Source organism: Arthrobacter sp. GmRoot5-12, assembly GCF_059739365.1.
In genome coordinates, this window is the sequence record NZ_AP046056.1 from 4,461,150 (window position 1) to 4,487,346 (window position 26,197).

Genomic DNA, 26,197 nt, shown 5'->3' on the forward strand with positions numbered 1-26,197 from the left:
AGGGCGTGCCGGAGTTGATGCCAAGATATTCATATGAAGTCTCGCCTCTTCGACCTCAACTCCACCTGGCAGTTCCCCGCCTCGCCCGAAAAGGTCTGGGCCGTCATTGCAGACACCGATATGAGTTGGCCCCAGTGGTGGCCGCACTGCACCTTCGCTGCACCGTTGGAGCGAACCAAAGCCGCGAGTGGGACCCAGGAGGAAATCCTGAAAGCCACTACGGCCCACCTGAACTTCAAAGCCTTCCTCGGTTACACGCTCACCATCTCAATACACCCCACAAGGGTAGCCGCACCTCAGGAAATAGAGTTCGACGCCGGCGGGGACTTGCAGGGCACAGGGCGCGTGGCACTCATCCCTCAGGACCAAGGCAAAGCAACGCGCATGGATATCGAGTGGCGCGTGCGCCCTACTCAGCGCTGGATGAATCTCATGACACCTATTGCTGCGCCGGCCTTCACGGCAGCGCATGCGCTGATGATGCGTCAAGGGGAAAGAGGCCTGAAACAAGCGCTGGCAAAGAATCGGGTCAAGAAAGCAGCGTAGACCCGTCTACATTCGCCTAGCCAGGTGAGGACATCAGTTCTACGATGTAAGCAAGTTAGCCGAGCTGGGGAGCCTTCGCAGCCCACAGTTCGAACGCGCATAGCAGCCACTACGAACGGGGGCCACAGTGAACCTTCATCCGACCCTCGCTGACAGCCTCCGCCGCCAGGAGCGCCCTTCCCCGAATGACTGGGAAACCACCTTCCGCACAATGGTCCTTTACGACCTGGCAGCAGATATGGAGCTTGGCTTCTTCCTCTCGTACTATCGCAACTTCGCTATCCCAAGCATCGCGGCCACTCTCTACCGGAACGGCGAAATCCAGGAGCGTCCCATGAAGCGCTCCTACGACACTGCAATCGTCCTTTACGAGCTCATCGCAAGCGGCCTCGATAGCGACCGGGGAGAGCACATGGTCGCCCTGCTCAATCGCGTTCACCGCAACGTCCCCGGCAGCGCGGACGATTACCTCTACGTCCTTCTGACCCTGCTGGTCGTCCCGGTTCGCTGGGCCCAGCAGCATGCGTGGCGCCCGCCCACAGGAGCAGAGCTAACCGCTGCAGCCCGTTTTTTCGCAGAGTTGGGATCCCGGATGAACGTACAGGGTATGCCGGAGACCTATGCCGAAGCGGAGCGTTTCTTCGACCAATACGAGGCAACCCACGTCTCTGCATCGATTGAAGGCAAAAAGCTGATGGACGCGACAGTTCAGGTCTTTCAGAGCCGTCTGCCGCTTCCTCTACGACCCTTCGCTGCAAGAATGATCAGTGTAATGCTCGCTGATGACCGGCTCGTTGGCGCCCTCGGGCTCCCCCGCAGCGGCCGAGGCTCCCGAGCCACCCTGGGAATTATTCTGGCAGTCCGCAACGCCCTCCACCGCCGGCTGCCGTTGCAGCGAAAGCCTCATTTCACGCCGGGAAAGGCCGGCTCGTCTTTGTACCCGGGCGGCTACTCGCTCGATCAAATCGGCCCCGTCAAGGTCCCTGACCCGTCAACCTTCCAAAGCAATGAACTATCGTGAAGCTCGAAAAGTAGCCCGCAAGGCCGAGCAAGGCTTTGGGTTGCCCAAGGCGCCAACGCTCCAGCTCATTCAGGACAAACTGGAACGGCAAAGAAGCCGCCCCATCATTGTCGACGTACTACCCGGCCTATCCGGATCGGAACTCTGCGGCGTGTGGCTAATCTGCGCGGACCGGGACATCGTGTTGCATGCCCCGGTGAAGTCGGCCTGGCACCGGCAGCAGATCGTCCTTCACGAGTTCAGCCACATGATTCTCTGTCATGACCTCGAAGAAAGTAGCGCAGACCTTGCCGCGACCTTCCTGCCTGACCTGAGCCAGGACGTACTCCGCGTGCTCGGACGCAGCAGCTACACAGACGGCGCAGAACTCATGGCTGAAGTCTTGGCCGACCAACTCGCTACTCGGATCATCAACAGCGACGTCGATGCCATGCCCGAGCCCTTGGCATTTCGACAAGTATTCGGCTGATGGAAGCGGTCCCTGCCGCCGCACTCTGGGTCCTGACCGTTCTCAGGCTTCCAACAGCGCTCGATGCTCACCGTGGAAGCGTCTTCCGCGCGACTATCCTCGCTGCGATCGCCTGTACCCTTTATGTCCCAGCGGTCTACTACACCGTCGACCCATTACTTGGCGGACGCAACCGCGTCGGGCTGGTTACCCTCTTGTCTTTGCTCCTGGGGTTCTGGCAGTTTCGCACGGCGATTCTGCTGGCAGCGGTTACAGATACAGAAGTACGACGGCGGCAGCTCGTCTTGGGCAGATTCGCTGCTGCCGCCGTGTGCACCACAGTGACGGCCGGCTTTCTCGCCAGCCGCGTGGATGGCACCGATCCCAACTTGCCGCTGACCTACGCTGACCAGCCCGGGATGGCAGTCTTCCTCTGGACAGGCTCCGCTTTCATCATGTGGGTCTGCCTCGACATAGCCCGGGTGTGCCGCAGCAACGTCCCGCACATGCACGCACCGGCCTTCCGGTCGGCTTTTTCCCTCATCGCAGGGGGATGCATCCTCTTCGCACTTGTCCTGCTGGACCGGCTGATCTACGGCGCTGTGGTTGCAGCTGAAGGCGCCGACAGTCAAACAGCTGCCGCACTGACAGGCTTCTACTGGATCGGAGAGACGGCTGCTGTGCTCCTGGTCAGTCTTGGATTACTTCTCCCCCGCATGGCGGGACGCCTCCGGCAGGGCATCTTCGCGCTGCGGGCAAGGCTACTTCTCATGCAGATCAAGCCAATTTGGAATGACGTTACAAGTTGCCAGCGTGAGCTGGTCCTGCAGGACCACCGCCCCGCTTTGCTCGTGTTCTTCTCCCGCCACGCGGAAACGCAGCTTCACCGGCATTTAGTCGAAATCCTAGACTGTGAATTGGCGAGTCCCCTAGCCCGCGAGCGCCTCAACGAACACCACTTGTCGGTAGTCGAACGCGCCGAGCTCTTACTCGAGAGCCGCTCCACTCCCGACCTTCCTCGTTAGAATCCAGGCCTCACACCTCTGGCATCCAAGGCGCCAGCGTTAGATGCTGTCACGGCCAGTCATGTCGCCCCGCTGAGCCTCGCTGATGAATCAACGTGAACCAGAAGAATTGCGAAGAGTGCCGTACCACTTTCGAAGCGACGCGGAGGAGTCACCGGTTCTGCTCCCAACGTTGCGCGAACAGGCACCGGAGTCGTCGCCACCGAGCCACAATTCGACCTTCTACAGTGCCGGCAACAACTTTGAGCTCGCCGCACCTCAAAGCGCAGTTGCAGGCTACGAAGCGTCGTCTGGAGTCCGAGAGGATATCCTGCGAGCGCCAACGCCAAGTGGTTCAGTCCAAGCTCCGCTCTCAAGCCGCAGAGATCGACCGGCTCGAAGCCGAGAGTTCGGAACAGCGGCTGAGCATCAACCTCCTCCAGTCGGAGGTCGCACGCCTTAAACGAGCTCAACGGACTAATGTGCAGGACCTGGCGCACACCGCGGCCCTGCTTGTCTCAATCTCCCGTGCCAAGGGAGTGGCTCTTGACGTCCGAACCTTGGACATCCTCCGCCGACGGGGTTGGTATCCAAGCAAACAGCAGGCAGGGGCACCTCGCCTGTGACCATGTCTATCGCACGTCTGTCTGCCCGGTCGGGTCTGCGCTACCTGTTCAAGACGACGATGATGGATGACTTGTCCGGTTCTCCCCCGGACCCCACCACGTACTACATGAAGGCGGGCACACCCCAGGGGCGCTGGATTGGCGGCGGACTAAACGGCATCAGTAAAACGCTGGGTGACGCCGTCACGGAAACCGACGCAAGAGCGGTATTTGACATGGCGGTGCATCCGCAGACCGGCACTCCCCTGGGCAGGCCGCACGCCCAACCTGCCGCTGTCGAGAACAAGGCCGGCCAATCAGCTCAACGGCATGCGGTCATTGGCTTCGACCTGACGTTCAGCGTGCCAAAGTCGGTGTCCGTACTCTGGGCGCTGAGCCCACACAGCAAGCAGCAGCAGATCCTGCGAACCCACCACGAAGCGGTCGAGGCGACCCTTGCGTGGCTGGAAAAGAACGTCATCCATACAAGGGCCGGCCGTAACGGAGTCGCCCATATCGGCACGCAAGGAGCTGTTGCGGCCGCGTTCGACCATTGGGAGTCACGAACCGGGGATCCGCAGCTCCACACCCACCTGGTTATCGCCAACCGCACACAACGTGCCACCGACGGAGCCTGGGTCACCCTCGACTCCCGGGCTCTGTACAAAGCAGCGGTCGCAGCGAGCGAACACTACAACGGCCTGCTGTTCGACGCCCTCCAACGGGACCTTGGGTGCGACCCCGAGAGCCGCGTTCCCCTCACCACAACGCACAACCCCAGCCAACAGCTCACCGGGATCGATGAAGAACTCATCCGCGAATTTTCCAATCGCTCCCGCCTCATCGACTTGGAAACTGATCGCCTTGTGGCAGCGTGGACCAAGGATCACGACCAGACTCCATCGGCTACGACCACCATCAAACTCCGCCAGCAGGCTACCCTTTCTACTCGCGCCCCGAAGCCCGAGAGTCCCACACCGCTGCACCAGCTCTCTGAACAATGGCAGACTCGAGCAATTGCCAAAGGTTTTCAGCCATCTGACGTCCTCGCCCACACCATCAACCGCTCCCGCGTCGCCCCTTTTACCTTCCTGGACTTCACTCCCGACTGGACATCCGCTGTCGCGACCATCGCCAGGGAACGGGTTGCCGGAAAACGCTCAACCTGGAACCGCTGGAACCTACTTGCAGAAGCGGAAAGAGTCTGCGCCCAAATCCGCTGCAGCACCTCATCAGACCGGGCCGCTCTGATAGATGCAGTCGCCACCGCTGCCGAACAACAATCAGTGCCGCTGAACGGATACCGCTATTCCCTTCCATCGAACACTGGCCCGGACCTGCAGCTCAACCAGCGGAGCGTTTTCGACTTCCATGGGTCACGCCTCTACACCGACGCTTCAACACTCGCCTGCGAGGACGCCATCATGACGGCAAGGAAGGACAACGGCGGACCGGCTGTCCGCCCATCAGTCGTCATGGACTCGCTGGACAGCGGCCGCCGTCTGCAAGTGCCGAGGCTACATGCCGATCAGCGCGCGGCAGTTGCGGACGTCGTCCTTAGCGGAAACCGGCTGGACGCCATTGTCGGCCCGGCCGGAACGGGAAAAACCACCACGCTGGGCGCCCTGAAGGCTGTTTGGGAAGCAGAGCACGGGGCTGGGAGCGTCATTGGGCTCGCTCCAGCTGCGGCGAGCGCAGCGGTGCTGAGCCACGAACTGCGCATAACCACCGAGAACGTCGCCAAGTGGCTGCACGAGTCAATGGGTCAGAGTGCAGCTACGAGGGGTGAGCGTTTCTTCCACATTCAGGAACTCCTGGGGGCATCCAATTGCAGCGATCGCCGGAGCATTACATTCGCCCAGGAAGCAGCCCAGCTGGCCGCAACCCAACAGCGCTGGTGCTTCCACCCGAATCAGCTCGTCATCATTGACGAAGCGTCCATGGTGTCCACCTTTCAGCTTGCTGCACTTATGCAACAAGCAAAGGAAGCCGGTGCGAAAATCCTCCTGGTGGGAGACCCAGGCCAGTTGGACGCAATCGACGCTGGCGGCGTCCTCGGTTGGCTGGACCGCCAAGGACTCACCACCCGCCTCAGCACTATTTGGCGATTCCACGACGAGTGGGAGCGCACCTCATCCCTCAAGCTGCGGGCGGGAGACTACTCGGCGATCGAGGACTACGAGCAGCATCGGCGGATCCGCCACGGCTCCTACCTAAGCATGCTGGACGAGGCGTATCTTGCGTGGCGGGCCGACAGGCACGCTGGTAAGTCGTCTATCCTGATTGCCGCAGACAACGAGACGGTCAGCATGCTCAACGAGCGGGCCCGAGCAGACCTGGTGGCCCAGGGAGTTGTGGATGCAGAGCTGGCAGCTCAACTCTCCGACGGCTTGCAGGCCGGTTCCGGTGACACCATCATCGCCCGCGGCAACAATCGCCGGCTCATTGACAGCGAAGGCGAATTTGTCCGAAACGGGACGCTGTTCGACGTCAGAGCGGTCAACAGGCACGATGGCTCGGTTCTCGCAGTGCGGCGGGAGATTGGGGCGAGCGTCGTACTCCCCCGGGCCTACCTTGAGACGTCCGTTGAGCTCGGCTATGCGACTACAGCTCACCGATCCCAAGGCCTTACGGTCGATACCGGGCACACGGTGGTCACCCAAGGACGGTTGACCCGCGAGCTGCTCTACGTGAGCATGACCCGCGGCCGGTCCGGGAACGTCGCGTATGTCAGCGAGGGCGACGACTCGGAACACCAGGCCGTGGATCCTTCGCAGCATTTGTCGTGGCGCAGCATCCTTGGTGAGGTGCTGGCCGCAGAGGGGGCGGAGCGGACTGCACACGAGGTCCGTGAAACAGAGAGGAGGAAGGCGGACAGCCTTGAACGGCTGTACGCCGAGTACGACTATCTGGCGCAGATTGCTGCTGCCGAGGACCTCAGTCGTTGTCTGGGAAAAATTGACCCGGTTGCAGTCCCCGGGCTAAGCGCATCACCGTCGTGGGGCGCCGCAGTTGCGGCCTGGCGCAAAGCCACAGCATGGGGCCGTCACGGCGCAGAGCGAGTCATGGAGCGGACCGTGCAGGACAGACATTCAGTGCACGACCCGATGGCCCACCTCAGCGCGCGGCTTCGTCGCTGCGCAAAAGGAACACCGACGACGGCGATAGACCCTTTGCACGAATCGTTCCCTGTGCTTGGACCCGAGTTGGCAGACATGATCGTCCAGGTCCGCGAACGCATCAGGCAAAGGACGGAAATTGTCACTTGGGCGGCCCTGACGCAGGATCTTCCGTGGAAGGACGAGCTAACTGCGGCCGTGGGTGCTACAGACTCCTTCGGCCAGCTTGTTCGTGACGTTGCCCTGTTCCGGGACAGATGGGGAATATACGATACTCACCTGCCATTGGGAGGTCGCCCGGCGGACTACGAGTGGGAACAGCTGGGCCAGCGGGAAAGACTCCAGGAAGTAATTGAGAGCGCCAAAAGCTGTCAGGCTGCCCCTCATCCAGAGATGAGTCCACCCGATATGCATCGATCCCAGCAAGTCGTCCTTACTAGTTCAGGCTGGCAGATCTAAGCTGATGTAGAGGCAGAACATTGGTCGTGAACCCAGCGGTGAAACCGAGAGTTGCGACAGCCGGGTTGGTACTGGCCAGCGCGGTTGTTCTATCCGCGGCCGCCCTCTCTCTGGTTCTCCTTCCCTCCGCCGGCGTTCCCGTCTCCGCAAAGATAGTAGGCGGCGCCACGCTGTTCGCTGCTGCACTACTTACCGGATGGCAATGGTGGCGACGGACTAGACAACGTCGGGCCTGGCAGGAACAGGCGACGGAACAGTGGAGATCCTTCAGCAATGCCAAAGCGCTTGGCGGCACATCAGCGGAGGTGACGCTGGTTAGCGTTGACGCAGTGCAGCCCACCGGCTCCTGGGTCACGATCAGATGGAATCGCTTCAACCACACTCAGCGGGCCTGGCTGGAGTCGCTTCCGGAACCGATCTGGCCCGGATCGGTCCTGCTCATCTCCCCGGACCCAGCCCAGGTTATGCCTGGCGCGCCATGGCCGGACACGTACTTCATTCAGGCGGTCGATTTTTTGGCCTGGGCTCCTGCCGAAGGGCGCGGGGCGGCTCCTGTAACGCCATCCGTTGTGAGGGCGCGGAATACCTGAAGCTCCTGCCGCTGACTTGGTCCCAAACCCTTATTCGAACATATGTTCTATAGTTGTTTGCGTGATCAAGTCCGGCTCGCCAGAAGACCTCGAGCGCGTGATGGCCCGGATGGACGCTGAATCCAGCCGCCCGATCGATGATCCGGCGCCTATTCGGGACTTCCCGAAGTATGCCCGGCCGTTAGTGTATGTAGGCGGAATCTATGGCAAGGCCGTTGGCTGGACCCACAAGTACGGTCTCATCGAATGGCTGGATGCCTCCGGCAAGTACCACATGGGGTGGGCCCACTCTTCGAGCATCAAGCGGGTGGAACCGGACGAATGGAAGGGCAGTTCGCGGCTATAGCAGGCACCGCGGTCCATCAGCGAGACAGCATGGCAATGGCCTGGTCCTCGGCGGAAGGACCAGGCCATTGCCATGTCTCGCTAGGGGGCAAGCTCAGTAGGCCCTCCCAACGGCGCAGGGTCAGAGACTAACCTCATTCCGCGCCGGCTCGCCGAAAGGGGATACCGACACCGGACCCTTGGTTGCGATGTTGTACGTCGGCTCCGGCGCCGCTTGCAGGCCCGCCTCGGTTGAAGCGCCAGGCCCAGCGGCACGCGCAGAACGTTGGTATACAGCGGTACCAAAGCGAAGGTCCGGGCCAATGGTCTCGGCTACGATCCGACGAGCCTCGCGCCGCTCCCCATCCTTTTCAAAGGAACGGAATTCCAGCTCACCCGAAACGGTGACGGGGTCGCCCTTCTTCAGCGAATTGGAGGCATTCTCGGCGAGCGCCCGGAACGCGGAGACGTTGTGAAAAACAGGCTCACCGTCATGCCAGGATCCATCTGGCCCCTGGACGCGCTGGTTCACCGCAACGCGGAGCTTGGTGTGGGCCACCCCCGACTCGCCGTAGGTCAGATCCGGATCTGCCACGAGGTTGCCGGCGATGTTGATCGGTATTCTGGTGCTCATATCGTGCGTCCTTCCTTCGCGGACGGGACTTTCCCATCCCACGCTTCAAAGCCGGCCTACGGGCCAGAAATCTCCAGGCCACGCGACGGTTCCTGTGCCGGTTTCACGCCCGCATAGGTTTCCTGGCCTTCAACTTGCAGGGAGGCTTCTGCAGCCGGAACCTTCCCGCCTAGTCCTGGCGGATCGGTCACTTCAAGAATTTCCTTGCTTGCGGCCGTCACCCGGCCAAGCACTGATTTGGCAATATCCACGCGCGAGGCCGGCTCCTTTCGGGACGTAGCTCCGGCGGCTGAATGCTCCGCTTCGATAACTGCATCAGCCCAGCCGGACAGATAGCTTGCTGATTGAGGCCCTCTATCAATTCCATGCGCCTTAAGCACCGTGTAGGCCACTGACTCCGCCTCGACTTCTGCCAGCCCGCGGTGGTCCACGCTGCTTCCATACAACTTGCCCACGTTGTCGTTCGGGCCGTGCAGCAGAACGTGCCCGAGCTCGTGCGCAAGCACCGCTGCCCGTTCCTCCGGGTTCAGCCAGCCACCCACCTGCACCCGGTGCTGGGCAAAGTCCGTGAAGCCGCTTGTAAGCCCAAACTGTGAATCCGCGACATCCACTGAGAAGCCATGTGCGCGGGCAACCGCAGCCAGTGACTCCCACAGCCTCGGCACCTCGACCGATATGAGTGCAGCTGCTCGAGGAACCAGCAGCGGGGTACCCTCGGTCTGGGAGACGTCGAAGACCGCCTGGCCCCGCCAGCCTGTGATGAGCGTCTTCTTCCCCTCGTCAACGGCGCCCGTGGGAGCCTTGTCGCCAACAGGGATGCGGTGACGCGTGCCGTCAGGCAAGAGCACCTGTTGAACGCTGGCCGTCCTTGGCGCAATCACCCACAAAGCATGCTCACCACGAAGAACAGTCCGCCCGTGCCGCTCCCATTCCTTGTAGCCGGCCACGAGCGTGGGCTCGTCGGTACCGCGCTGTGCCATCTGCATCATCAGCAGGGCAACATTCCCGCCGGAATAGCGCCACAGGCTGGCGGAAGCGTCAAGGAGAACCTGCCAATGTGACGGCGACTCGACAGCCTTTTCAAGAATCGAGTGCAGCCCGTCCATCAATGCAGCAACACGTTCCTCAGGCGCCATTCGCCGAGTCTCCAACACGGAGTTAAGGCCAGCGGAGGGGCTTGACGGAACTTCGGGTGCAGCGGCCACGACAGCCACCCTTCTGCTTCTTGGACCGCAGCTAAGCTGCGCAGACACCGGTTCATGGTCACCGAATCATCCGAGCGACATGACTCAGAATTCGGGTACCAATTGGTGGCACGCCTTGCACCAGTCGAGGAAGGCCGGATCGTCGTTCGCAAGCATGCGCGGTGCGGGCTCCTTGTGCGCCTGCAGTCCGACGCATCCGGCCGCCCTGGTGTGGGCCCTCAGGCGTTCGACGGCGTGTGGGAGCCTTTCGTGAAAGGCGAGCGGCCCGAAGCCGGGATCGTCCGTCGTGTAGGAGGCCAACTCCGCGCGGTGCAGCGCGTACAATTCGGCCACGATCTCAGGGTGACGCCACCAGCAGTCCGGGACGACCGACGTCGTCAGTTGGTAGGTGGCCACGAGCCATCGCACCCACGCAAATAGCGATCGCCATGCCTCCTGTGATTGCTCGGTCGTCATCTCCCGCCAGCGGCGGGTCACGGACTTGGGCCCAGCCTGTCCGGCAAATGCCGACCTGAAAAGTTGTGCAGTAATCTCGTCGTCCCCAAAGGAACCTGAGGAGGGAACATCAAACTCATCGACGTTGTCACGGCTATGCATCAGGAGCCCCTTCGGTCTTCTGTTGACGCTGCTTGTGCCCGTCGGCCAACAGGCGCTCCATCTCAGCCTTCAGGCGGCGCAGTTCCCCGGCGTCCTTGCGCTTGTGCCATTCCAGGAGATCCAACAAAATGGGCCGCGTGCGCCGACCCAGCATGAGTGCGGTGCCAGCTGGGAGGCGTCGAATCTCGTCCAAGGCGATCACCGGACGGTCGCGAAGCTGTTCGCCGTCCTGCCGGCCCTGTGACGACCAGGAACGCGTGGTGAGCGTCAAGCTGCGCTCGCCGAGCAGACCGGCGAGCGACCGGAGGTCGTGTTCGTCAGATCCGCCTCCGAAAATCACCTTGATGATGGCGGAGTCCCATATTGTTGACGCTTCATCGATGGACCAGCCCGAGCGGGCCTGAGAAAGGGATTGGAGGACGACGAGGGTGGAGATGCCGATGCCGCCGCCATCAGCCAGCGCCACGGGTAAGCCCGGCCAGGGAGCCAGGTTGGCGATCTCATCGAGTATGAGGGACAGCGGCGGCTCAAGCCTGCCGCCTGGCGAAACGAATGCCATTTCGCGTGCCGCGCTGTCAATGTCGTCGATCAGGGCGGACAGGTATGGACCGGCAGCAGCCGCGCCTGCGCGCGTGCCGATCAAATAGAGCGTGCCCCGTTCCCGAATGAACGCCTTCGGATCAAACTCCTCGGACTCATCCTGCGGGTTCAGTGCAGCCAAAACCTTCGGTGAAGACAGCGGGGCAACCGCTGCCGAGACACCGATCCAGGAGTTCGAGGTATTCCGCGGGTCGTCTTCCAGGATTCCCATCAGGTCTGACTGCCAACCAAGCGCCGCGCCAGGCCTGCCCAGCACTTCCAGCGCTTCCCGGGCAAGCACAGGGCTGGAGGACCAGCGTCGGAATGATGCCACTCCCTCGCCGGACAGGGCAGCAGCATGGAGCAGGCATTGGAGGACGATCAGCGAGCGCTTCTGCCACGCAGCATTTTCGCCCTTCATCTCCGTGTCCGCGGTAATGACCAGCGCTCGCCGGGTGGCAACGTCCGGGTCCTCACATCCCCGCACCGGTGACCAGCGGAGGGACGACGGCAAGCCTGACATGCCCTGGGGATCGAACACCGTCACCGGGCGCCCGTCAGAAGCCCTTGCCTTCATGGTCACTACAAGGTTGTCAGCCCGGGTAGACGTCGTTACGACGGCACCGGGCGCGTCGAGGATCGCATTGATCACCACGTAGAGGCCCTTGCCGGACCGGGGAGCACCCTGGATCACCATCGATTCTTCAGTGGAAACGTGGACCGTGACGCCGCGGGATCGGCCCAGGGTCCAGGACAGATCCTGCACCGAAGGCTTCACCAGTCCCGGGCGCGTGAACTTCCCCCGCTTCTGCACCGCCCTCGCCCCAAAGTCGTGGACGATTTCGGCGCGACGGGCAACGCCGTCCCGGTTCAGGATGTCCTGCCGGAGCCATGCCCCCGATTGCTTCCACCGCCTCCACGCAACCAGCGCAGCCACGGCGAGCGCTCCGACCAGCAGCAGGGCCGGAGCCAGGATCCACCAAACGCTGTCCGTGCCGACTGCGCAGTCCCCACGGCGGATGACTATCCAGTCCATCCTGTTGGCCAAAAGTCCGACGACGGCACCCGGGTTGAAGGGCGACGGCGGCAAGGCGCCGCAGTGCCAAGAGATCGCGAGCTGCGCTGCGGCCTGCACCACGGCGCAGAGACATATGTAGGCCGCCGCTCCAACGAGGGCAACGGCGACCAGCGGATTGTCACTTGCAGCGCGGGAACTCACTGGCCGTCTCACAGCATCCTGTCGTCTGTCCCAAAAACGGCCAGCTCGTCCGTTGTCACACGGTTGGCTACGATGAAGGACCGGTTTCCGACTTTCCAGAGACCTACGCCCTTCGGAAGGTTCTCAACGTGCTCGCACTCAGCTTCCGTGAGGCCCAAGGCTTCCTTTGTAAGCCGCATGGCATCATGCTTCTGGCGGTAAATGATCCTGGTATCTGCTTCGGTTAGAAGGCCGAGGGCTTTCTGCCGATGTCCGCTGGTGCTGTCACCGATCTCGTTGAGGTCAGCGACCTTATGCATGATCAGCAGGTTGGCAATGCCGTATGTTCTGGCAAGGCGCCACTGCTCGCTCATCTTCGCCAACATGTAGGGATCGGCGAGCATCCGCCAACCTTCGTCGTACACGACAAGGCGCTTGCCGCCGTCGGGATTGGTGATTGCCGCCTCGAGCCAGGTGGCGCCGCAAGCGGCGGCTAGCGAAAGGGCCTGCTCTGACGCTCCGATGAGGGCGGAGGTATCCATCACCATCATTGGGGCGTCCGCGTCGAAGGCTACGGTGGACGGAGCATCGAACATGCCCTCCAGATCACCGGACACCGTGCGCCGAAGGGAATGGCTGACGGCGGTTCCTCCCTCTGCACCGACGAGGGCCACCATCTCCTTCGAGGGTCGCAGTAGGTGGTCCAGCACCATGGGCAGCGTGGGGCTGGAGTTTTCCGCCATGGTTTCCATGAGGGCGATATCCAACGCTGTGTGCTCGACGGGGCGGAGCGGCAGTCCTTGGCGCATGAGGGACACCAAGGCGACCAGGAGGTACCGGCGGCGCTGGCGAACGACAGCCTGCCACTGTGCCTCGGTAAGGGCGCTGGACCGTGGCCCGGCGTCCAGGGGATTTACTCGTGCGGGACGGCCCGGTCCGACGGAAATGACCTTTCCGCCTACAGCTTTGGCGACGGCAACCCACTCACCCTTGGGGTCGGAAGCGACGGCAGCTTTCCTGCCCAACGTGATGGACCGCGCGACGAGCGACTTGCCGCACATCGATTTACCCGTGCCGACTGTTCCGATCACGACGATGGACGGCCCGCTGATGATGCCCTTGTCGTAAAGGATCCAGGGATCGTAGGAGAAGGCTCCTGACCCGAAGACGTCGGTTCCGATGTAGGTGCCTTCGTGCCCCAGCCCGGACTCTGTGAGGAACGGGTAGGCGGCCGCGAAGGTCATGGTTGAGGCGCGGTGGGGCGCGGGACGCAACCGGTGGGGGCCACGAAGCGAGTTCGGCTCTTTGCTCCCCCAATCGCCCATGAAGCGTAACTTCTGAGGTTCCGGCTGCTCGTGCTCCAAGGGAGCAAGCGGCCACCCGGACGCCCGTGCTGCCGGCCGCCGTCGTGCTTTCCGCTCGTCCCGGTTCATGCCCGACGGAAGATATTCGAAGCTGGCCCTGGTCATCTTCATTGCAGTCCCCTTCCTAATGGCAGCCCGCTGGCAACAAACGCCGCCCATTGCTGTCCGTACAGCAGGCGCAGTTCCACGAATGCTCCGGAGGCGGCGGACTCAAGCTCCTGTCTGTGTCGCGCCAAGTCCTCTAGTGAAGTAGCCGTGACGGTCATGTACGCGGCCGGCCGGACGTCACCGTGGCCGGCGACAATCTCTTCCTCCCGCAGTGTCACCTCTTCTTCCTCGGCCCTTTGCTCACGGGTGAGCGGCCTGTCGAAGCGGGCGTTGATGCGGCGGCGGGTCTCGTGAGCTTCCTGGGCTGAACGGATGTCGCGAAGAGCTTCAGCGGTAGGTACCGCCCGAATAACCTCGGTAAAGGTGTGGCGGAATTCGCCGACATAGATCAGGGGGTGAAGGAAGCCCGGAAAGACTTTTTGCCGCGGCCATTCAGCGATCCAGAAGGTCTGATGAAAGCCGGAATCCGTCCGCAAGTACGTCCAGTGCTCCTCCACGCCCATTGGCCCCTGCCTCATGAGGTCATCCTCTAAATCTGCTGCTGGTGCGTTCGACGCCGGAGCTGTCGCGGTCGGCGCTTTGCCCGTTGGCAACAGGGCAGGATCGAAAGCGCCGCGAATTATGGCAAACAGACCCCGCTCCCCAACCCACTCCTCGACCTTGACGCTATGGGTACCCAGCGAGGTTCGTATCGCCTCGACTTCGAGCCGCAGGACGTGTTCAAGGCCGGTGACACCCCCGCCCGACTCCCTGATCCGCCGTCGCGCCTTGCTCGTGTCCAGGACAACCGAGACAACCAGCTCATGGCTCATAGCTGAGCCCGCGGCGCCCAGTAAGTCCTCGTACGCACGGCGTCCCCAAGCAGCATCTTCCTTGCGGTCTCGCGCCGGCAGGGCATTCTCCCTGTAGAAGTCCCAGAGGGACGATGACGGGTAAGGCACGGTGTAGTCCTGGATGGCGATGCGGGCAACGCTTTGCCGTTGGGCCATGCCGGCCTGAACGCGTGACCAAGCCTGGACTGCCCACGCTTTATCGTCAGCATCCAGGAGAGCGAACGAACGCGTACTGCACCTCAGCACCGCGATTGCTTCCTTGCCGTGGCCATCGACCAGGAAGCATTCCCCACGGGCGGTTGCTCGAATCTCCAGATTGCCCAACCCACCCGGGAGGGCAAGTCGGCCAGCGAGGCGTGGAGCTTCGGGCTTCGCGAGGAACCTCGTCTGGCCCGCAGCTGCGCGGTAGAAGAACGTCGCGATCTGTTGTGCCCAGACTGGATATGGGACACGGGAGTACTGGAGGATACCGAGCAGTATCAGCGCGAGCCACATAGGCCCAGTGGTGAATAATCCGATTGGACCATGGCTCGCTGATGCAACGATGGCGACGGTAACTCCCGCGGCCACAATGAGCAGCTGGTACCACTTGAGCCCGAGGAAGAAGCCGCGGCGTTCGTACCTTGGGAATTTGACGGCTTCCAACGCGCGCCCGTCTTCAGACATGAGGGGTGCCTCCCGTCGGAGGGTCAATTCTTGGTGGCTGGGGTTTCGGAGGTTGAGTGCTCGACGGGCTTGGCGTGTTAGCGGGAGGCCGCGCTCGCGGTCCCGGTTCGGTAGGCGTGCTCTGCCGGGCTGGCGCTGGAACCGCGCCGGCTTGGCTCGGTGGACCTACACGCACGAACCCTGTGGGTTCTGCGGGCTGCGGTGCTTCTGGTGATCCGGTTGAGAGTCCTGTTTTTAAGGCTTTCTGTCCTCCATCGGGGCCCGGTGAGGTCAATCCGGCGGGCACAGGAGGAGCGGACACCTGTGTCGGGAAGATGCTACGGCTTGAATTGATGGGCCGTGTCATAGCGGAACGACTCACCATGTTCGCGAGGGTCAGTCGGCCGCCTGACTGCCGACTGATTTGCCGGGCCGCAACACTGCTGCTTCGCGAGAGCACGTGGCCACCGCCCGCCGTTTGCGCAGCTGCAGCGAGTTCCCCTCCAGCGAAGCTCACGAGGCGCAGGGCCATCATGGGTGCCCCACATGCGAGGGCCATGCCTACGGTTCCGGCTGCCAAGCCCGCGAAGGACTTGGAATCGGCAAAGAGCTTTACGGCGACGGCCAAGACTGTTGCAGCCAAGGGCTTGGCCACAACCAACGCGATGACGACCTCACACCAATGACGAGCCCAGGATTTTGTCTTGTCCCAAGGCAGCAGCATGAGGGCCACGGGGGCGACGGCGGCGAGGACAACGAGGGCGAACGAGCGGAAGATCATCGAGCACATCAGAATGAAGGCGAGTATCCAGACGACCACGACGGCCATCATGGTCACCACGGCCGCGCCCGCCGGGCCGCCGGTGTTTCCGGGAGCCAGTGAAACCAGGTTCCATTCCCGGCCACTTCCCTGCGGCGCTCGTTCAAAGCCGAAGAGCCGCATGAAGACGAGGTAGGGATCAGAGCCAATTGACTGAAGCAGAGCGGCAGACGCTAGATCTGTTGCCCTCGTCAGCTGCCGTACGAGGTACACGGCGGCGCCCACCAACGGGATCGCGAGGGCGCCACCTACCATCGCCCTTCCAATGCGTCTCGGTTGCTGGCTAATCAGCCCGGAGAGCAGTTGCAGAATCATGACGACGGCGAGCGGAGTCAGCATTACAACCACCCACCAGTTCGTCAGTCCTTCGATCGACACCCATTGGGAGTCGTCGACGTTCGACACAGTGAAAGCACCCGTGATGAAGGCCCACAGCCACGACGCCATGTTCTGCAGAATGTTTGCGAACAGTGACGTGACCGCGCCGAGGGCGTTGTCGTTTGCCTGTGACACCAAGCCGCATCCGGGCGGCCACCATCCATTGAGATCGCACTCAACGGGCATGACCTAGAACCCGAGAGGGAATGCGGTTTGCGACCAGAGGATGTAGCCGTTGATGCCGCCAAGTATGGCGGCCACGGGGCCTGTCCAGAGGAGGATCACGCCTCCACTGGAAGCCAGGCGAGACGATTGACTCAGCTTGCCGGCCAGCAGCAAGGCTGCGCCGATGATCGCCACGATGGCGATGATGATGAAAGCGCCGACCAGGATGCCGCCGCCAATTTGTTTGAGCGATTCAAGGAAGGGGAAACTCGCGTTCGGCGTGATTCCCGGGTCCACCGCTGCCAGAAACATGGGTGCTCCGTCCGTCGTATTCCATGGAGTGAGCAGATGAGCTCAACCGTTCATGAAAGGAGCGGAGGCCAGCGACATGACCTGAACATCGAACACGCCTATCGGACACGACGACGACCAGACTCGCACTGACCCCAGACAAATGTGCGCCAAAGGGTGGGTCGTGATCACCCGCTGGCAGATGCGATTCCGGGTGGCGGAGGAACCAGTTGTAGGCTTCGTCGTCGGATGCCTCTTTCACCAAGGCTTGGGCAGGCCATTGAGCTTCCGGGCCTTCCGACCCAGCCACTCTTCATGGACCTTGACCCAGCACTGGATGACCGCGAGACCGAACAGGACCCCGAAAAACACCATCACCAGTGCCATGATCGGGACAGGTCTGAACAGTGCGAGAACCCCAAAGGCCAGGCACGCCAGCGAGGCCGGCGCCGTCAGCATCATCATGAGCAGGCTGAAGTTGAAGGATCGAATTAGGTTATGGTCGCCGCCACCGGAGCTGGCCCCAATGCCCCACTCCTCCTTGGTATAGGCGTAGATGCTTTTACCAGCCACGGCATACCCGTAGTGGAACGGCCTGCTGGTGGCGCGCCGTAAGGCTTCGTTACTCGCATTTTCCCCGATGAAATGAAGCCTATCCGTGTCGTGATGCGGGTACATGAAACACTCTCCTAATGAGTAAGACTCCTGCATCTGGTGATGACGGCGCGTTTCCTTCTTCGCTAAGGAATGCCGTGGGCATGGCGACCGTGGTCATGCTGGTACTAATCTTGGTGGCGTTTACCGTCGTTCCATCTTTTTCGGCCGTCCACCAGTCATTTATTTCCGGTGTGATCGGCAGTTTCGCCGGCAGCATCCTTGCTTTCTTGCTGGCTGTCGTTCTATGGCGCATCGAGCGGTCGGTTCTCATCGCCGAGCGTGCCAAAGACCGCGAGGATGCGCGCCGCACCGAGGTCGAGCGCAACGATAAGAACCAGCTTCGGGAGTGTCTGGCGGCAGTCACTCAACTCCGGGCTCTGGATTATGTGGTGTTGAAGGAAGATTCATCCAGCCGGGACGACAGGGAAAAGTACTTCCTGGAATTGAGAATTACCCAGGCTGTGTCCCTGATTGCGAACGATGCATTGCGAGAAGAGGCAAGGTTCATCGACAGCCTCACAGCCAGCGATTATCGCCTTGATTATTGGGTGACCGAACGATATTCGCGCCTTCATACTGCAGTGGACTGGTTCGGGCGCCTGGTGTCGCTCGATCCGGATGTTGATGTTAAAGAAGCCAGGCCAGGCACCTATGTGAACTTGCACGAATCGATGAGTGCGTATCACGCAGAATTGGCTGAAGAAAACGAACGGTATGACGAATGGCAACGCGAAGAACGCGCGCGCCTTGCCAAGGAAAATGCATCACTCGTGGAGAAAGCTCAGGGGAGTGATCTCGGCCCTGCCAAGGGCGAGTAACGGTAACAATCCGGGTTCCCAACGCAGCCTAGCTCGTCAGTCATTATCGCTTCCACAGTCCATGGGCGGCGACGAGATCGAATACTGCTTGGACGGTGCGGGAAGCACGCTCACTATCTGGATTCTCACCCCTGTGAATTGCGTCGTTCCGTACCTCAGACAGCTCATCCAAGCCGTCGAAATCAATCCTGGGTCAAGCTCTATGTCGCGAGCCAGCGTCACAAGCCCTCCAAGTGGTTGCTTGACTAAAGCCGCGAGTTTTTGTCGAAGCCTTCTGTCCGGCATATTCTCCGGGGATGCTTCGACGCTGATCACTCTGTGCAGGACAATCTCGGCCGCCGACTTGTGTTGACTTCGACGCTTGCGCGCCTCGGGGCGCTCCCGCGACTCAAGGCAAGTGTGGTTTGGTAGCACTATGAAGAGCACCGATCGTCCCCAGGAGAAACCCCCAATCGACGCGCCAATCACCTCCTCGAGTGAAGACGACCTCGGGCGTGCGCCAGTTGCGCACGACTTCGCGGAATCAATTCGGGAACTCGACGCGAGCCAGGGACTCGTGGTGGGCATCTTGGGACCGTGGGGGCACGGCAAAAGCTCCTTCATCAATCTAATGCGCGAACAGTTTGAGACCGAGCCCGCTCTCACTGTCGTCGACTTCAACCCTTGGATGTTCTCCGGCTCGAACCAGCTCGTCAACTTCTTCTTTACCGAGATCGGAGCAGAACTCAACGTCCGTAACAAGAGCCGCTTTGGGAAGACCGCGGACTGGCTCGCTCAGTACGCTGGCATCCTCAAACCTGTGTCTCAGTTCATTCCGCTCCCAGGTGCAGCGGCCGCAGGAGAAGCGGCCGCAGCTGCGCTCAGTGGACTGGCCAACACAACGGACGCGGACCGCAGCGCGAAGAGAGTGCGTGAGGAAATTACAAAGGAGCTCGCCGCACTCACACAACCCATCGTGGTCGTCATCGATGACATCGACCGCCTCACCACCGTCGAGATCCGCGAGATCTTCAAACTTGTCCGTCTGACGGCCAGCTTTCCGAACATCATCTACGTGCTGGCTTTCGACAGAGAACGCGTGGAGCAGGCCCTCACCGAAGACGGCATCCCCGGACGGGCATACCTCGAGAAGATCGTGCAGGTCAGTTTCGATGTGCCGCAGGCACCGGAGAAGCTGCTTCGGTCGCAGATCTTCGAAGAGCTAAATCGCATCCTCACCCCCGTCACGAACGCCACACTCGATGAAAGCCGATGGACTGACGTCTACTGGGAGGTGATCGACCCGCTGTTCTTCAACATGCGCGATGTTACTCGCTATGCAATTTCGGCCAGGTCAACAATTAAGAGCCTCGGGAATGAAGTCGATCTTGTCGACCTTCTCGCAATGGAGGCACTTCGCGTCGTCCGCCCTGAACTCATCCAGCAACTATCGAAGCTTCGGAGCGAGCTCACGAGCACACGCGACTTTGCGGGGCGCAAGGACGAACGAGCCCAGAAGGCAATCGCTGCACTGCTCGCGAATTTCCCTGATGACGACGAAGTAATCCGGGCGCTCTTCACCCGCGTGTTCCCAGTCGCGCTTCAATACATCGAGAACAATCACTATGGATCCGACTGGCTCAGCACCTGGCGAACGGCACACCGGATGGCCCACGTCGACTTCCTCAGCCTCTACTTCGACCGAGTCGCACCAGACGAACTCGTGGCGTTCCGAAACTCCGAGCAAGCTTTTGAACGTCTGAGCGACGGGGCAGGGCTCAAGGAGTATTTGACTAGATTGGACGCTGAGCAGCTCGAATCCGTTCTCGAAGGCCTTACCTCCTACGAAGCAAGATTCACGACCGACATGATCGTCCCAGGATCAATCACACTGCTGAACCTCATCGACGCCATTCCCGAGAAGAAACAGCGAGGCTTCTTCGACGTCGGACGCCGCGACATCACCGTTGGCCGCGTCGTCCTACGACTCCTCCGCCGCGTAGAGGATGAGAGACAGCGAGAAGAGCTGATCGCGCAGATCCTCGAGGGCATCGAGACGTACTCCTCTCAGCTCGACTTCATCAACAGCATGGGCTACCGCGAAGGCGCGGGCCACAAACTGGTCAGTAAAGAGTTTGCAGCGCGAATCCATGAGGAGTTTGTCGCACGCCTGCAGCAAACCCCGCCAGCCGAGCCGTCGCGCGAATGGGATGCCTGGCGCATCTACGACGCCGTCCAGACCGCCACAGGCGAAACGCCGCTCAAGCCAAGTGACGACCCCCTTCTGTTACGGGCAGTACTGCATTCGGTTAAGACGACTGCACGGTCGCAATCGATGGGCTCCCGACAGATCAAATCTGAAGATCGTCTCGCTTGGGACCTCCTCGTCCAAGTGTTCGGATCTGAATCCGCAGTGGAGGAGGTCGTAGGCAACGCGCGCAGAGCACTGGGAGACGACGAAGTTCTCCAACTCGCCGCCAGGTATTTATCGGGCTGGCGGCCCGATAGCTTCTAGACAGCACGCGCGCAAGCCAGTGTGATCCGGCTTTCGCCAATCGCTAGCCAGTGCTAAGGAAGAGAGGCTGGATCGGCACTTTTCGAATGTCAGCTAAGCGCTCATGATTAATTCTCTCCAGCACGCCCCCGTAAGCACGTTTCTCTATTTTCGGAATCTCCCTTAGCGCATGAGATAGGAACCGAGGTGGGTCCCCCGCAGGACGTCGCTTGTGAGCTGCCGCGCCTATGGCCGAGATGCCCACTGCGCGCGACACGAGCCCTCAGCGTGGAAGCAGATCAAAGTAGGCGGTGCCAGAATTCCAGCTAATTGGATGCAGTAATGTACCGACGGCGGGGTTCAAGGCGCTCCACATCATGCCGTTGCCCGCGTAGATGCCAACATGCCCCCAGTTATCCGGTCCTTGGGGATTTTGAACCACCAGGTCCCCCGGCTGCGGGTCGTCGGTCCGTACCCCAACACGCCACTGCTCCACCCGCGGCAGTTCGATTCCAGCCTGCCGATAGATCCATTGCACGTAGCCGGAACAGTCCCAGGCTTTGAATGCAGTGCCACCCCACACATACCGTCCACCTAGACCTTCCTGCGTGAACCGCAGGATGTCCTGGCGGAGCTGACCCAGGTTTTTCCAAGAGGCCGCAGGCCCCACTTTGGGCGCCGAAGATGAGCAAGGAGCTGGCGATGTGTCCGGTTCTAACGCGGCAACGACTGCTGTCGCCGCACGCTCCCAACGCGCGTAAAGCTCGGGAAAAGCAGATACCTGGACTGCCTGAGCAGCCAGGTCTTTGTCCATTGCCTGCCACCCCGGTACGTCGAGCAGCCCTCGAGGACTTCCTCGGTTGGGACCCAAAGGGCCGCCGTAGAAGGCGCGAGCGTTGTAGAAAACGTCCATAAGCTGCTCAACGCTCCCCCACCCCGCCGTGGGACGTTGTTGAGCCGAGCCTATCGAGTCGTGGTCGCTCCCAACGCCGTCATTCGGAAACCCCATGGAAGCCGGCACCCTGGGGTTTGCGAGTACGCGCAAACTCGACTCCTGCATCGCCATCATGATGGCAATGATCTGTCCCGAACGGGGTACGCCAAGCTGTTTCCCGACCACAATGTACGCGCGAGCCACGCTTTTCTGTCGCGAGTTCAGCTCGTATAGCACCTGGCTGCCATCGCGGACCTCCAGACCCTCGGCAGTCCCCGTGCCCGTGCTAGCAGATGCAGCATCAGCCGGAGCACAAGCGACAGCGGGCTCGGCTCTCAAACCGGCAACTAGAGCCACACCCGCGACGAACGCCATCAGGCCGATAAGCACAAGGACAGTAACAGCGGCAGCGACTCCCTTCAGCAGTGCCCGTCGCCTGACCAGACTCGCCACTGACACAAGGCCGATCATCAGTAGACGATCCTGTCTGCGGTCGCATAGAAGGCAACCATGGCACAGTGGTCCGCAGGGGCTGTAACCGCAGGCGGGCAGTTCAGCATCACCGTTATAGGTGTTGAATAAGTGTTTCGATCCCTGCTGGTCTCATCGACCACTTGCACGATCACAGTGCACACATGAAGGCCTACCCAGGGAGGTGGGGATTCCTGGACTTTGGCCAACTCAAGATCGCAGCGAACAGATTGCGCTGTGCCGGTCCGGCGCGCCGACTCCCGTCCAAGGCTCGCGAAGGAAGTGGCAGTCACACCAGTGGCCTCGAACTCTTTGACCAACACCGATAAGGGGTTGGATCCATCGGGAAGCAACTCCCACCACGAGCGCACCCGTGCATACACATCCGAATACGACGACGAACGGCTGTCCCAGGTGTAGATTCCCCTTGCTGCCTCTAAAGCAAGCGCACGGAAGTCGCGCGTTGGCGAAAGATCGACAGGCGAGGCTAGTGCGGCCACATTGGTTTCGCCAGGGAGAGCAGGGGGCGCGCCCGTTGCTGCGGGTGTCCCGGAAGGTACTGACGCTGGAGGCATGCTTGGTGTCGGGCTTGGGACCGGCGCCGCAGCGGACCTACCGACCGGCCAGAACAGGATGACAAGGCCGCCTATCAGCAACACAACGAAGAGTCCGGCAACGAACAAGTGCTGACGGCCCACCGCAAGGAGTGCACGCAGTCCCCGGCCAACCATGACTTATGCAGTCTGCCTGTTGGCCTCGTGCTGGAGCACGCGCCAAGCTATCCGGTACAACTGCCGCGCGAAACCGATATTCACGGCGACATACCGCTCAGTGACACCAAGCTCGCTCGCTAGCGCCGCCATCTGCACAGACCTAGGCAGGCCGCGCAACCCTGGACGGACTATGGTCTCCGCGACTCTTCTCAGAACAGCCGTAGGAAGGCAATCCGCAGCGCACCGGCAAAGACCTTCCATGCTGACCCCCGGCTCGGGGTGGCAGTTCAAAGCAGCATTGATCGTCATTGCGGTCTGCCGGACGACAGTAACAGCATGCCAGCGCCTCCTGTCCCTTGGCGAGGGCGGCCCGTAATGCCTTGGCCCGACTAGGCTTGAGACAGCCAATTGCCAGATATCCTCCCTCACGTTTCTTTGCACCAGGCCAAGCATGGCCTGAGCCCAGGCGTGATCGACATACTTCTCCGTGCTGTCCCAACCCAACCCGGCGCTGACGACAGCAAGCACTTCAGGTGAGGGTTCCGCCGTCGTGAAATCCATGAGCAGCGGCAAAGTCTGATGACTAAGTTCGCGCCGTACATGTGCCGCGCAGATTTTGTTGCAGACGCCTTGAACCCAAGCTTCGAATGGAATTCCCGGCAACTCCCGGTAGCGCCCCTTCGTAACCCCGTCCCATACCGCGACCCGAACGTCCTGCATGAGATCGTCTACATCGCAGGTCCGCCCAATCCGTGCTAGGCGCGAGACGACGTAACCCTGAACGCTGTTCACCGCGCTCATGATGCGGTCGATCGGGATGTTGCACTCCCCTGCCGCAGGCGGGTTTAGCAATGAGACGTCGACAGTGATTGTCTTGGCTGTTTCCCTGGCGGGTTTATTTGGTTTGGCGTCGATTTCCACGACTTCACCGCTTTGTTCAGATCGAGTAGTTAGCAGAGTCGCGAATGGAGCCACTCCCGGACGTGGATACGCAGATCCAGCAACGATCAGTAGAAGCTATAGAAATTATTGTCGAAGATACTTAAAGTAACGTCAAGGGTCCGGTTCTTACTTTTTGGTCATCCTTCGGGAAGAATGTCGCTATGCCGCGGATTACCCAGCCACACGACGCCGCCTGGTCGGCTGACGTTGAGGCTGCCGTCGCTACCTTTGGCAATCGGTCGCGGAACGAGATTCTCCGGTTCCTTACGGCGAATGGACCGGCGACGCGCGGCGACATCGTCGCCGCCGTCAGCGCCGGCGAACCGAGCGTAGCTAAGCACCTCACGGCTCTGGAGCACGCGGGCGTGGTGATAGTCGACATCGAACCTGGGCGCCGCCACGGACGGTCGCCCCGGTACTCTGCCAACGCAAGCCGAATAAAGGAACTGCTCGACGCACACCTTAGCTACCTGCTCGAGAAGTAGTGGCAACGTTGCGACGGCGATAGCGCCTATTCGACCTACTCCCCTGCTTCACCCGCGTCCGACGACGAACCCGCCGCCGCTTGCTCACCTTCCGGCCGCCGGCTGATGTCCCTGTTCAAGTACTCTGTGATGGCACGAAGCGTCTCCGGGGACACATCACCAAGAGTCCTGGCCGCAAAGGTCTTCACACGGGCTGCGCGCAGGGACTTCACAAATTCAAGCTGTGAATCAATGCGGTCGGGCAGGTCAGCGGCCTCGCCACCCTGCAGATACCCTGAGTCCACATTGAAGATTTCACACAGAGCGCCAAGCAAGGCCGGGTCACTGACGAGTCTCCCCGTGCCGTCCTTCATGTAGAACCAGCGGGCTCTGGAAAGCTTGATTCCCCTGCTCTGCAGCTTCTGCTGAACCTCACGAAACGTGACGGGCTGACCTCGCTCGGCGACCACAACATCAAGCAGAAGGTTCAAGCGTCGCGCCAACTCCGCCTGTGGAGACAAGCTAGCACTGAATGCCTCTTGGTCAGAAGACAAGACCCGCCTCCCTCCTGGTGCGATGGTTCACGCTGCCCCTGGTGTCAGTATTCCTTTGGCGAACGCCGTCTGCAATAAGGCTTGCATGCCGCTTCCATCCACCTGCGGATGAGCGTATCGTTCTTCTGTAGACCCGTCTACAGCTTGTCCAGCCCTCCCCAAAACGCTATTCGGTGGTGGTCTCCCCTTGGTAGAGGACATCTTGATGAACCGGACGCGAAGCCGACTCCTTCGCTTCCTGATCGCGCATGGTCCAGCGTCTTGCGGGGATGCCTCTCTTGCCCTGGGACTGTCGCAGTCGACCGTCCGTCGACAGATCATGCTGCTCTGCGACGCCGGTCTGATCAGCCCGCTGGCAGGGACCTTCAGCGCCCAAGTGGACCAGATTGAAAAGCAGCTTCAGGAGCTATCCGCCAGGTTCCAATCTCCTGTTACCGACCTCACGAACCCGGCCACTCAGGCCTCCTTACACTTAACGGTATCGCCGTTCCGCTCAAGCGAATGCCCCGATACTTCAAAAGAAATCAGCTGAACGAAGCAGCCCGAACTATGTCTGGAGGACGTATGATCACAGCTGACATCCCGAATTCGGGAACCGTGCAGCCCTTGTCCAGTAGATGACACACACCTGCTTTCGTGGACTCAAGTTGAGGTTGTAGAGGGCTCCGCCTGCGTCGCTACTTTTCGCCGGGCGAGTTCGTCCATGAGATTGGCCGTGGCGAGGCACGTCCAAAACGTCCAATCGAGGAGTTCTTCGCCGAAGTCCGACTTCTGGGCTTTATCCCTATGCCGGATGGTGAACTGGTTAGCGATCCTGAAGAGGTCGCTTTCGTCCCCGGAAGATACCTTGTTCTTTATTGCGTTCCGCTTGGGCTCAAGTTCGCCGTACAGCAGGGCGATCGCGGCACGCTTATCGACTACAGACGCATCTCGCGCGCGAAACATTCGGATGGCGTGGGCTACTTCGTCCTCATGGTCATCCGAGCGCTGAACAATTTGTTGGGTTGCCAGATCGTTGAGGGGAGAGTCGAAGATGCGGATAAGTCTGCCTTGTTCTTCTCCAGATGTTCCGAGCCGAAACGGTAGCTGATGTCTCTCCAGCAGCGCGTTCACGCGCCACCGGTAAACGCTCTGCCCAGATTCTCTGTTCCAACTCTGATAGTGCAGTCCGCAATCGCCATAGCTGTGAAGAGTGGCTGTTCGCGGCCTCTGGGCTTGGTCGTGGAAATACTCGACAA

Annotated in this window: 22 protein-coding genes and 1 pseudogene; 10 read left to right on the top strand and 13 right to left on the bottom strand. The window is 61.0% G+C overall.

All coding sequences use genetic code 11. The features are described 5' to 3' along the window. Window positions 1-33: 33 nt before the first annotated feature. The 6 genes from AC6JAM_RS20570 to AC6JAM_RS20595 all read left to right on the top strand — a co-directional run bounded on the left by AC6JAM_RS20570 (window position 34) and on the right by AC6JAM_RS20595 (window position 8,138). The gene (locus tag AC6JAM_RS20570; RefSeq protein ID WP_497935814.1) at window positions 34-546 is read left to right on the top strand and encodes an SRPBCC family protein; all 513 of its coding nucleotides are present in this window, start codon (window positions 34-36) and stop codon (window positions 544-546) included. A 211-nt stretch (window positions 547-757) separates the two neighbouring features. Further along, on the top strand, window positions 758-1,567 hold the full coding sequence (locus AC6JAM_RS20575) for an oxygenase MpaB family protein (RefSeq protein WP_497935816.1): 810 nt from the start codon (window positions 758-760) through the stop codon (window positions 1,565-1,567). Next, window positions 1,554-2,036, top strand: a complete 483-nt coding sequence (locus AC6JAM_RS20580; RefSeq protein WP_497935818.1) for a hypothetical protein — start codon at window positions 1,554-1,556, stop codon at window positions 2,034-2,036. Before AC6JAM_RS20575 ends, AC6JAM_RS20580 begins: the two co-directional genes overlap by 14 nt. Next, on the top strand, window positions 2,036-3,040 hold the full coding sequence (locus tag AC6JAM_RS20585; protein ID WP_497935819.1) for a hypothetical protein: 1,005 nt from the start codon (window positions 2,036-2,038) through the stop codon (window positions 3,038-3,040). The genes AC6JAM_RS20580 and AC6JAM_RS20585 overlap by 1 nt, the downstream gene beginning before the upstream one ends. Before the next feature lie 607 nt (window positions 3,041-3,647). Then, window positions 3,648-7,202, top strand: coding sequence for a MobF family relaxase (gene mobF / locus AC6JAM_RS20590; RefSeq protein WP_497935820.1), 3,555 nt, complete (start codon window positions 3,648-3,650; stop codon window positions 7,200-7,202). A gap of 651 nt (window positions 7,203-7,853) precedes the next feature. Next, complete coding sequence (locus tag AC6JAM_RS20595; RefSeq protein WP_497935821.1) at window positions 7,854-8,138, top strand: hypothetical protein; 285 nt, start codon at window positions 7,854-7,856, stop codon at window positions 8,136-8,138. A 120-nt stretch (window positions 8,139-8,258) separates the two neighbouring features. Here AC6JAM_RS20595 and AC6JAM_RS20600 read toward each other — a convergent pair whose 3' ends face one another. The 9 genes from AC6JAM_RS20600 to AC6JAM_RS20640 all read right to left on the bottom strand — a co-directional run bounded on the left by AC6JAM_RS20600 (window position 8,259) and on the right by AC6JAM_RS20640 (window position 17,611). Further along, a complete protein-coding gene (locus tag AC6JAM_RS20600; RefSeq protein WP_497935823.1) occupies window positions 8,259-8,750 on the bottom strand; it encodes a single-stranded DNA-binding protein in 492 nt (163 codons plus the stop codon). 56 nt (window positions 8,751-8,806) lie between these two features. Next, the gene (locus AC6JAM_RS20605; RefSeq protein WP_497935825.1) at window positions 8,807-9,886 is read right to left on the bottom strand and encodes an ArdC-like ssDNA-binding domain-containing protein; all 1,080 of its coding nucleotides are present in this window, start codon (window positions 9,884-9,886) and stop codon (window positions 8,807-8,809) included. 153 nt (window positions 9,887-10,039) lie between these two features. Beyond that, entirely contained in the window at window positions 10,040-10,552 is a 513-nt protein-coding gene (locus tag AC6JAM_RS20610; RefSeq protein WP_497935826.1) for a hypothetical protein, read from the bottom strand. Beyond that, window positions 10,545-12,350 carry a type IV secretory system conjugative DNA transfer family protein gene (locus AC6JAM_RS20615; protein WP_497935827.1) on the bottom strand — a complete coding sequence of 602 codons (1,806 nt, stop codon included), beginning with the start codon at window positions 12,348-12,350 and terminating at the stop codon, window positions 10,545-10,547. The genes AC6JAM_RS20610 and AC6JAM_RS20615 overlap by 8 nt, the downstream gene beginning before the upstream one ends. A gap of 8 nt (window positions 12,351-12,358) precedes the next feature. Beyond that, window positions 12,359-13,804, bottom strand: coding sequence for a putative type IV secretion/conjugal transfer ATPase (locus tag AC6JAM_RS20620; protein WP_497935829.1), 1,446 nt, complete (start codon window positions 13,802-13,804; stop codon window positions 12,359-12,361). Beyond that, window positions 13,801-15,300 (bottom strand): SCO6880 family protein, encoded by a 1,500-nt coding sequence (locus AC6JAM_RS20625; RefSeq protein ID WP_497935832.1) that lies wholly within the window; start codon window positions 15,298-15,300, stop codon window positions 13,801-13,803. The genes AC6JAM_RS20620 and AC6JAM_RS20625 overlap by 4 nt, the downstream gene beginning before the upstream one ends. Beyond that, window positions 15,293-16,612: a type IV secretion system protein gene (locus AC6JAM_RS20630; protein ID WP_497935834.1), complete on the bottom strand. Its 1,320-nt coding sequence runs from the start codon at window positions 16,610-16,612 to the stop codon at window positions 15,293-15,295. The genes AC6JAM_RS20625 and AC6JAM_RS20630 overlap by 8 nt, the downstream gene beginning before the upstream one ends. A 54-nt stretch (window positions 16,613-16,666) precedes the next feature. Next, the gene (locus tag AC6JAM_RS20635) at window positions 16,667-16,954 is read right to left on the bottom strand and encodes a hypothetical protein (RefSeq protein ID WP_109864358.1); all 288 of its coding nucleotides are present in this window, start codon (window positions 16,952-16,954) and stop codon (window positions 16,667-16,669) included. Window positions 16,955-17,191: 237 nt separating this feature from the next. Further along, entirely contained in the window at window positions 17,192-17,611 is a 420-nt protein-coding gene (locus tag AC6JAM_RS20640; RefSeq protein ID WP_497935837.1) for a hypothetical protein, read from the bottom strand. Between the two features lie 14 nt (window positions 17,612-17,625). Between AC6JAM_RS20640 and AC6JAM_RS20645 the strand changes: the two genes are divergently transcribed. Together AC6JAM_RS20645 and AC6JAM_RS20650 are read left to right on the top strand one after the other, a co-directional pair. Next, complete coding sequence (locus AC6JAM_RS20645; protein WP_497935839.1) at window positions 17,626-18,408, top strand: hypothetical protein; 783 nt, start codon at window positions 17,626-17,628, stop codon at window positions 18,406-18,408. 415 nt (window positions 18,409-18,823) lie between these two features. Next, window positions 18,824-20,902, top strand: coding sequence for a KAP family P-loop NTPase fold protein (locus AC6JAM_RS20650; protein WP_497935841.1), 2,079 nt, complete (start codon window positions 18,824-18,826; stop codon window positions 20,900-20,902). Between the two features lie 262 nt (window positions 20,903-21,164). Here the strand turns inward: AC6JAM_RS20650 and AC6JAM_RS20655 are convergent, their stop codons facing one another. Continuing rightward, entirely contained in the window at window positions 21,165-22,286 is a 1,122-nt protein-coding gene (locus AC6JAM_RS20655; protein WP_497935843.1) for a C40 family peptidase, read from the bottom strand. Between the two features lie 734 nt (window positions 22,287-23,020). Next, entirely contained in the window at window positions 23,021-23,920 is a 900-nt protein-coding gene (locus AC6JAM_RS20660) for an RNA polymerase sigma factor (protein WP_497935845.1), read from the bottom strand. 182 nt (window positions 23,921-24,102) lie between these two features. Between AC6JAM_RS20660 and AC6JAM_RS20665 the strand changes: the two genes are divergently transcribed. Then, window positions 24,103-24,426 (top strand): ArsR/SmtB family transcription factor, encoded by a 324-nt coding sequence (locus tag AC6JAM_RS20665; RefSeq protein WP_497935848.1) that lies wholly within the window; start codon window positions 24,103-24,105, stop codon window positions 24,424-24,426. A 35-nt stretch (window positions 24,427-24,461) separates the two neighbouring features. On the opposite strand, the gene AC6JAM_RS20670 is transcribed toward AC6JAM_RS20665, so the two are convergent. Further along, the gene (locus AC6JAM_RS20670) at window positions 24,462-24,896 is read right to left on the bottom strand and encodes a hypothetical protein (RefSeq protein WP_497935850.1); all 435 of its coding nucleotides are present in this window, start codon (window positions 24,894-24,896) and stop codon (window positions 24,462-24,464) included. A 268-nt stretch (window positions 24,897-25,164) separates the two neighbouring features. On the opposite strand from AC6JAM_RS20670, the gene AC6JAM_RS20675 reads away from it, so the two are divergent. Then, a complete protein-coding gene (locus tag AC6JAM_RS20675; RefSeq protein WP_497935852.1) occupies window positions 25,165-25,491 on the top strand; it encodes an ArsR/SmtB family transcription factor in 327 nt (108 codons plus the stop codon). Window positions 25,492-25,601: 110 nt separating this feature from the next. Here AC6JAM_RS20675 and AC6JAM_RS20680 read toward each other — a convergent pair. Next, a pseudogene (locus AC6JAM_RS20680) lies at window positions 25,602-26,197 on the bottom strand (hypothetical protein); the annotation flags it as partial.

What these genes read in the sequence shown, in the direction of transcription:
- AC6JAM_RS20645 (WP_497935839.1), top strand. Translation starts at nt 17,626, where the DNA reads ATGAGTAAGACTCCTGCATCTGGTGATGACGGCGCGTTTCCTTCTTCG.
- AC6JAM_RS20640 (WP_497935837.1), bottom strand. Translation starts at nt 17,611, where the DNA reads ATGTACCCGCATCACGACACGGATAGGCTTCATTTCATCGGGGAAAAT.
- AC6JAM_RS20625 (WP_497935832.1), bottom strand. Translation starts at nt 15,300, where the DNA reads ATGTCTGAAGACGGGCGCGCGTTGGAAGCCGTCAAATTCCCAAGGTAC.
- AC6JAM_RS20575 (WP_497935816.1), top strand. Translation starts at nt 758, where the DNA reads ATGGTCCTTTACGACCTGGCAGCAGATATGGAGCTTGGCTTCTTCCTC.
- AC6JAM_RS20570 (WP_497935814.1), top strand. Translation starts at nt 34, where the DNA reads ATGAAGTCTCGCCTCTTCGACCTCAACTCCACCTGGCAGTTCCCCGCC.
- AC6JAM_RS20655 (WP_497935843.1), bottom strand. Translation starts at nt 22,286, where the DNA reads ATGATCGGCCTTGTGTCAGTGGCGAGTCTGGTCAGGCGACGGGCACTG.
- AC6JAM_RS20620 (WP_497935829.1), bottom strand. Translation starts at nt 13,804, where the DNA reads ATGAAGATGACCAGGGCCAGCTTCGAATATCTTCCGTCGGGCATGAAC.
- AC6JAM_RS20580 (WP_497935818.1), top strand. Translation starts at nt 1,554, where the DNA reads ATGAACTATCGTGAAGCTCGAAAAGTAGCCCGCAAGGCCGAGCAAGGC.
- mobF (WP_497935820.1), top strand. Translation starts at nt 3,648, where the DNA reads ATGTCTATCGCACGTCTGTCTGCCCGGTCGGGTCTGCGCTACCTGTTC.
- AC6JAM_RS20675 (WP_497935852.1), top strand. Translation starts at nt 25,165, where the DNA reads ATGAACCGGACGCGAAGCCGACTCCTTCGCTTCCTGATCGCGCATGGT.
- AC6JAM_RS20665 (WP_497935848.1), top strand. Translation starts at nt 24,103, where the DNA reads ATGCCGCGGATTACCCAGCCACACGACGCCGCCTGGTCGGCTGACGTT.
- AC6JAM_RS20610 (WP_497935826.1), bottom strand. Translation starts at nt 10,552, where the DNA reads ATGCATAGCCGTGACAACGTCGATGAGTTTGATGTTCCCTCCTCAGGT.
- AC6JAM_RS20650 (WP_497935841.1), top strand. Translation starts at nt 18,824, where the DNA reads ATGAAGAGCACCGATCGTCCCCAGGAGAAACCCCCAATCGACGCGCCA.
- AC6JAM_RS20585 (WP_497935819.1), top strand. Translation starts at nt 2,036, where the DNA reads ATGGAAGCGGTCCCTGCCGCCGCACTCTGGGTCCTGACCGTTCTCAGG.
- AC6JAM_RS20605 (WP_497935825.1), bottom strand. Translation starts at nt 9,886, where the DNA reads ATGGCGCCTGAGGAACGTGTTGCTGCATTGATGGACGGGCTGCACTCG.
- AC6JAM_RS20600 (WP_497935823.1), bottom strand. Translation starts at nt 8,750, where the DNA reads ATGAGCACCAGAATACCGATCAACATCGCCGGCAACCTCGTGGCAGAT.
- AC6JAM_RS20635 (WP_109864358.1), bottom strand. Translation starts at nt 16,954, where the DNA reads ATGTTTCTGGCAGCGGTGGACCCGGGAATCACGCCGAACGCGAGTTTC.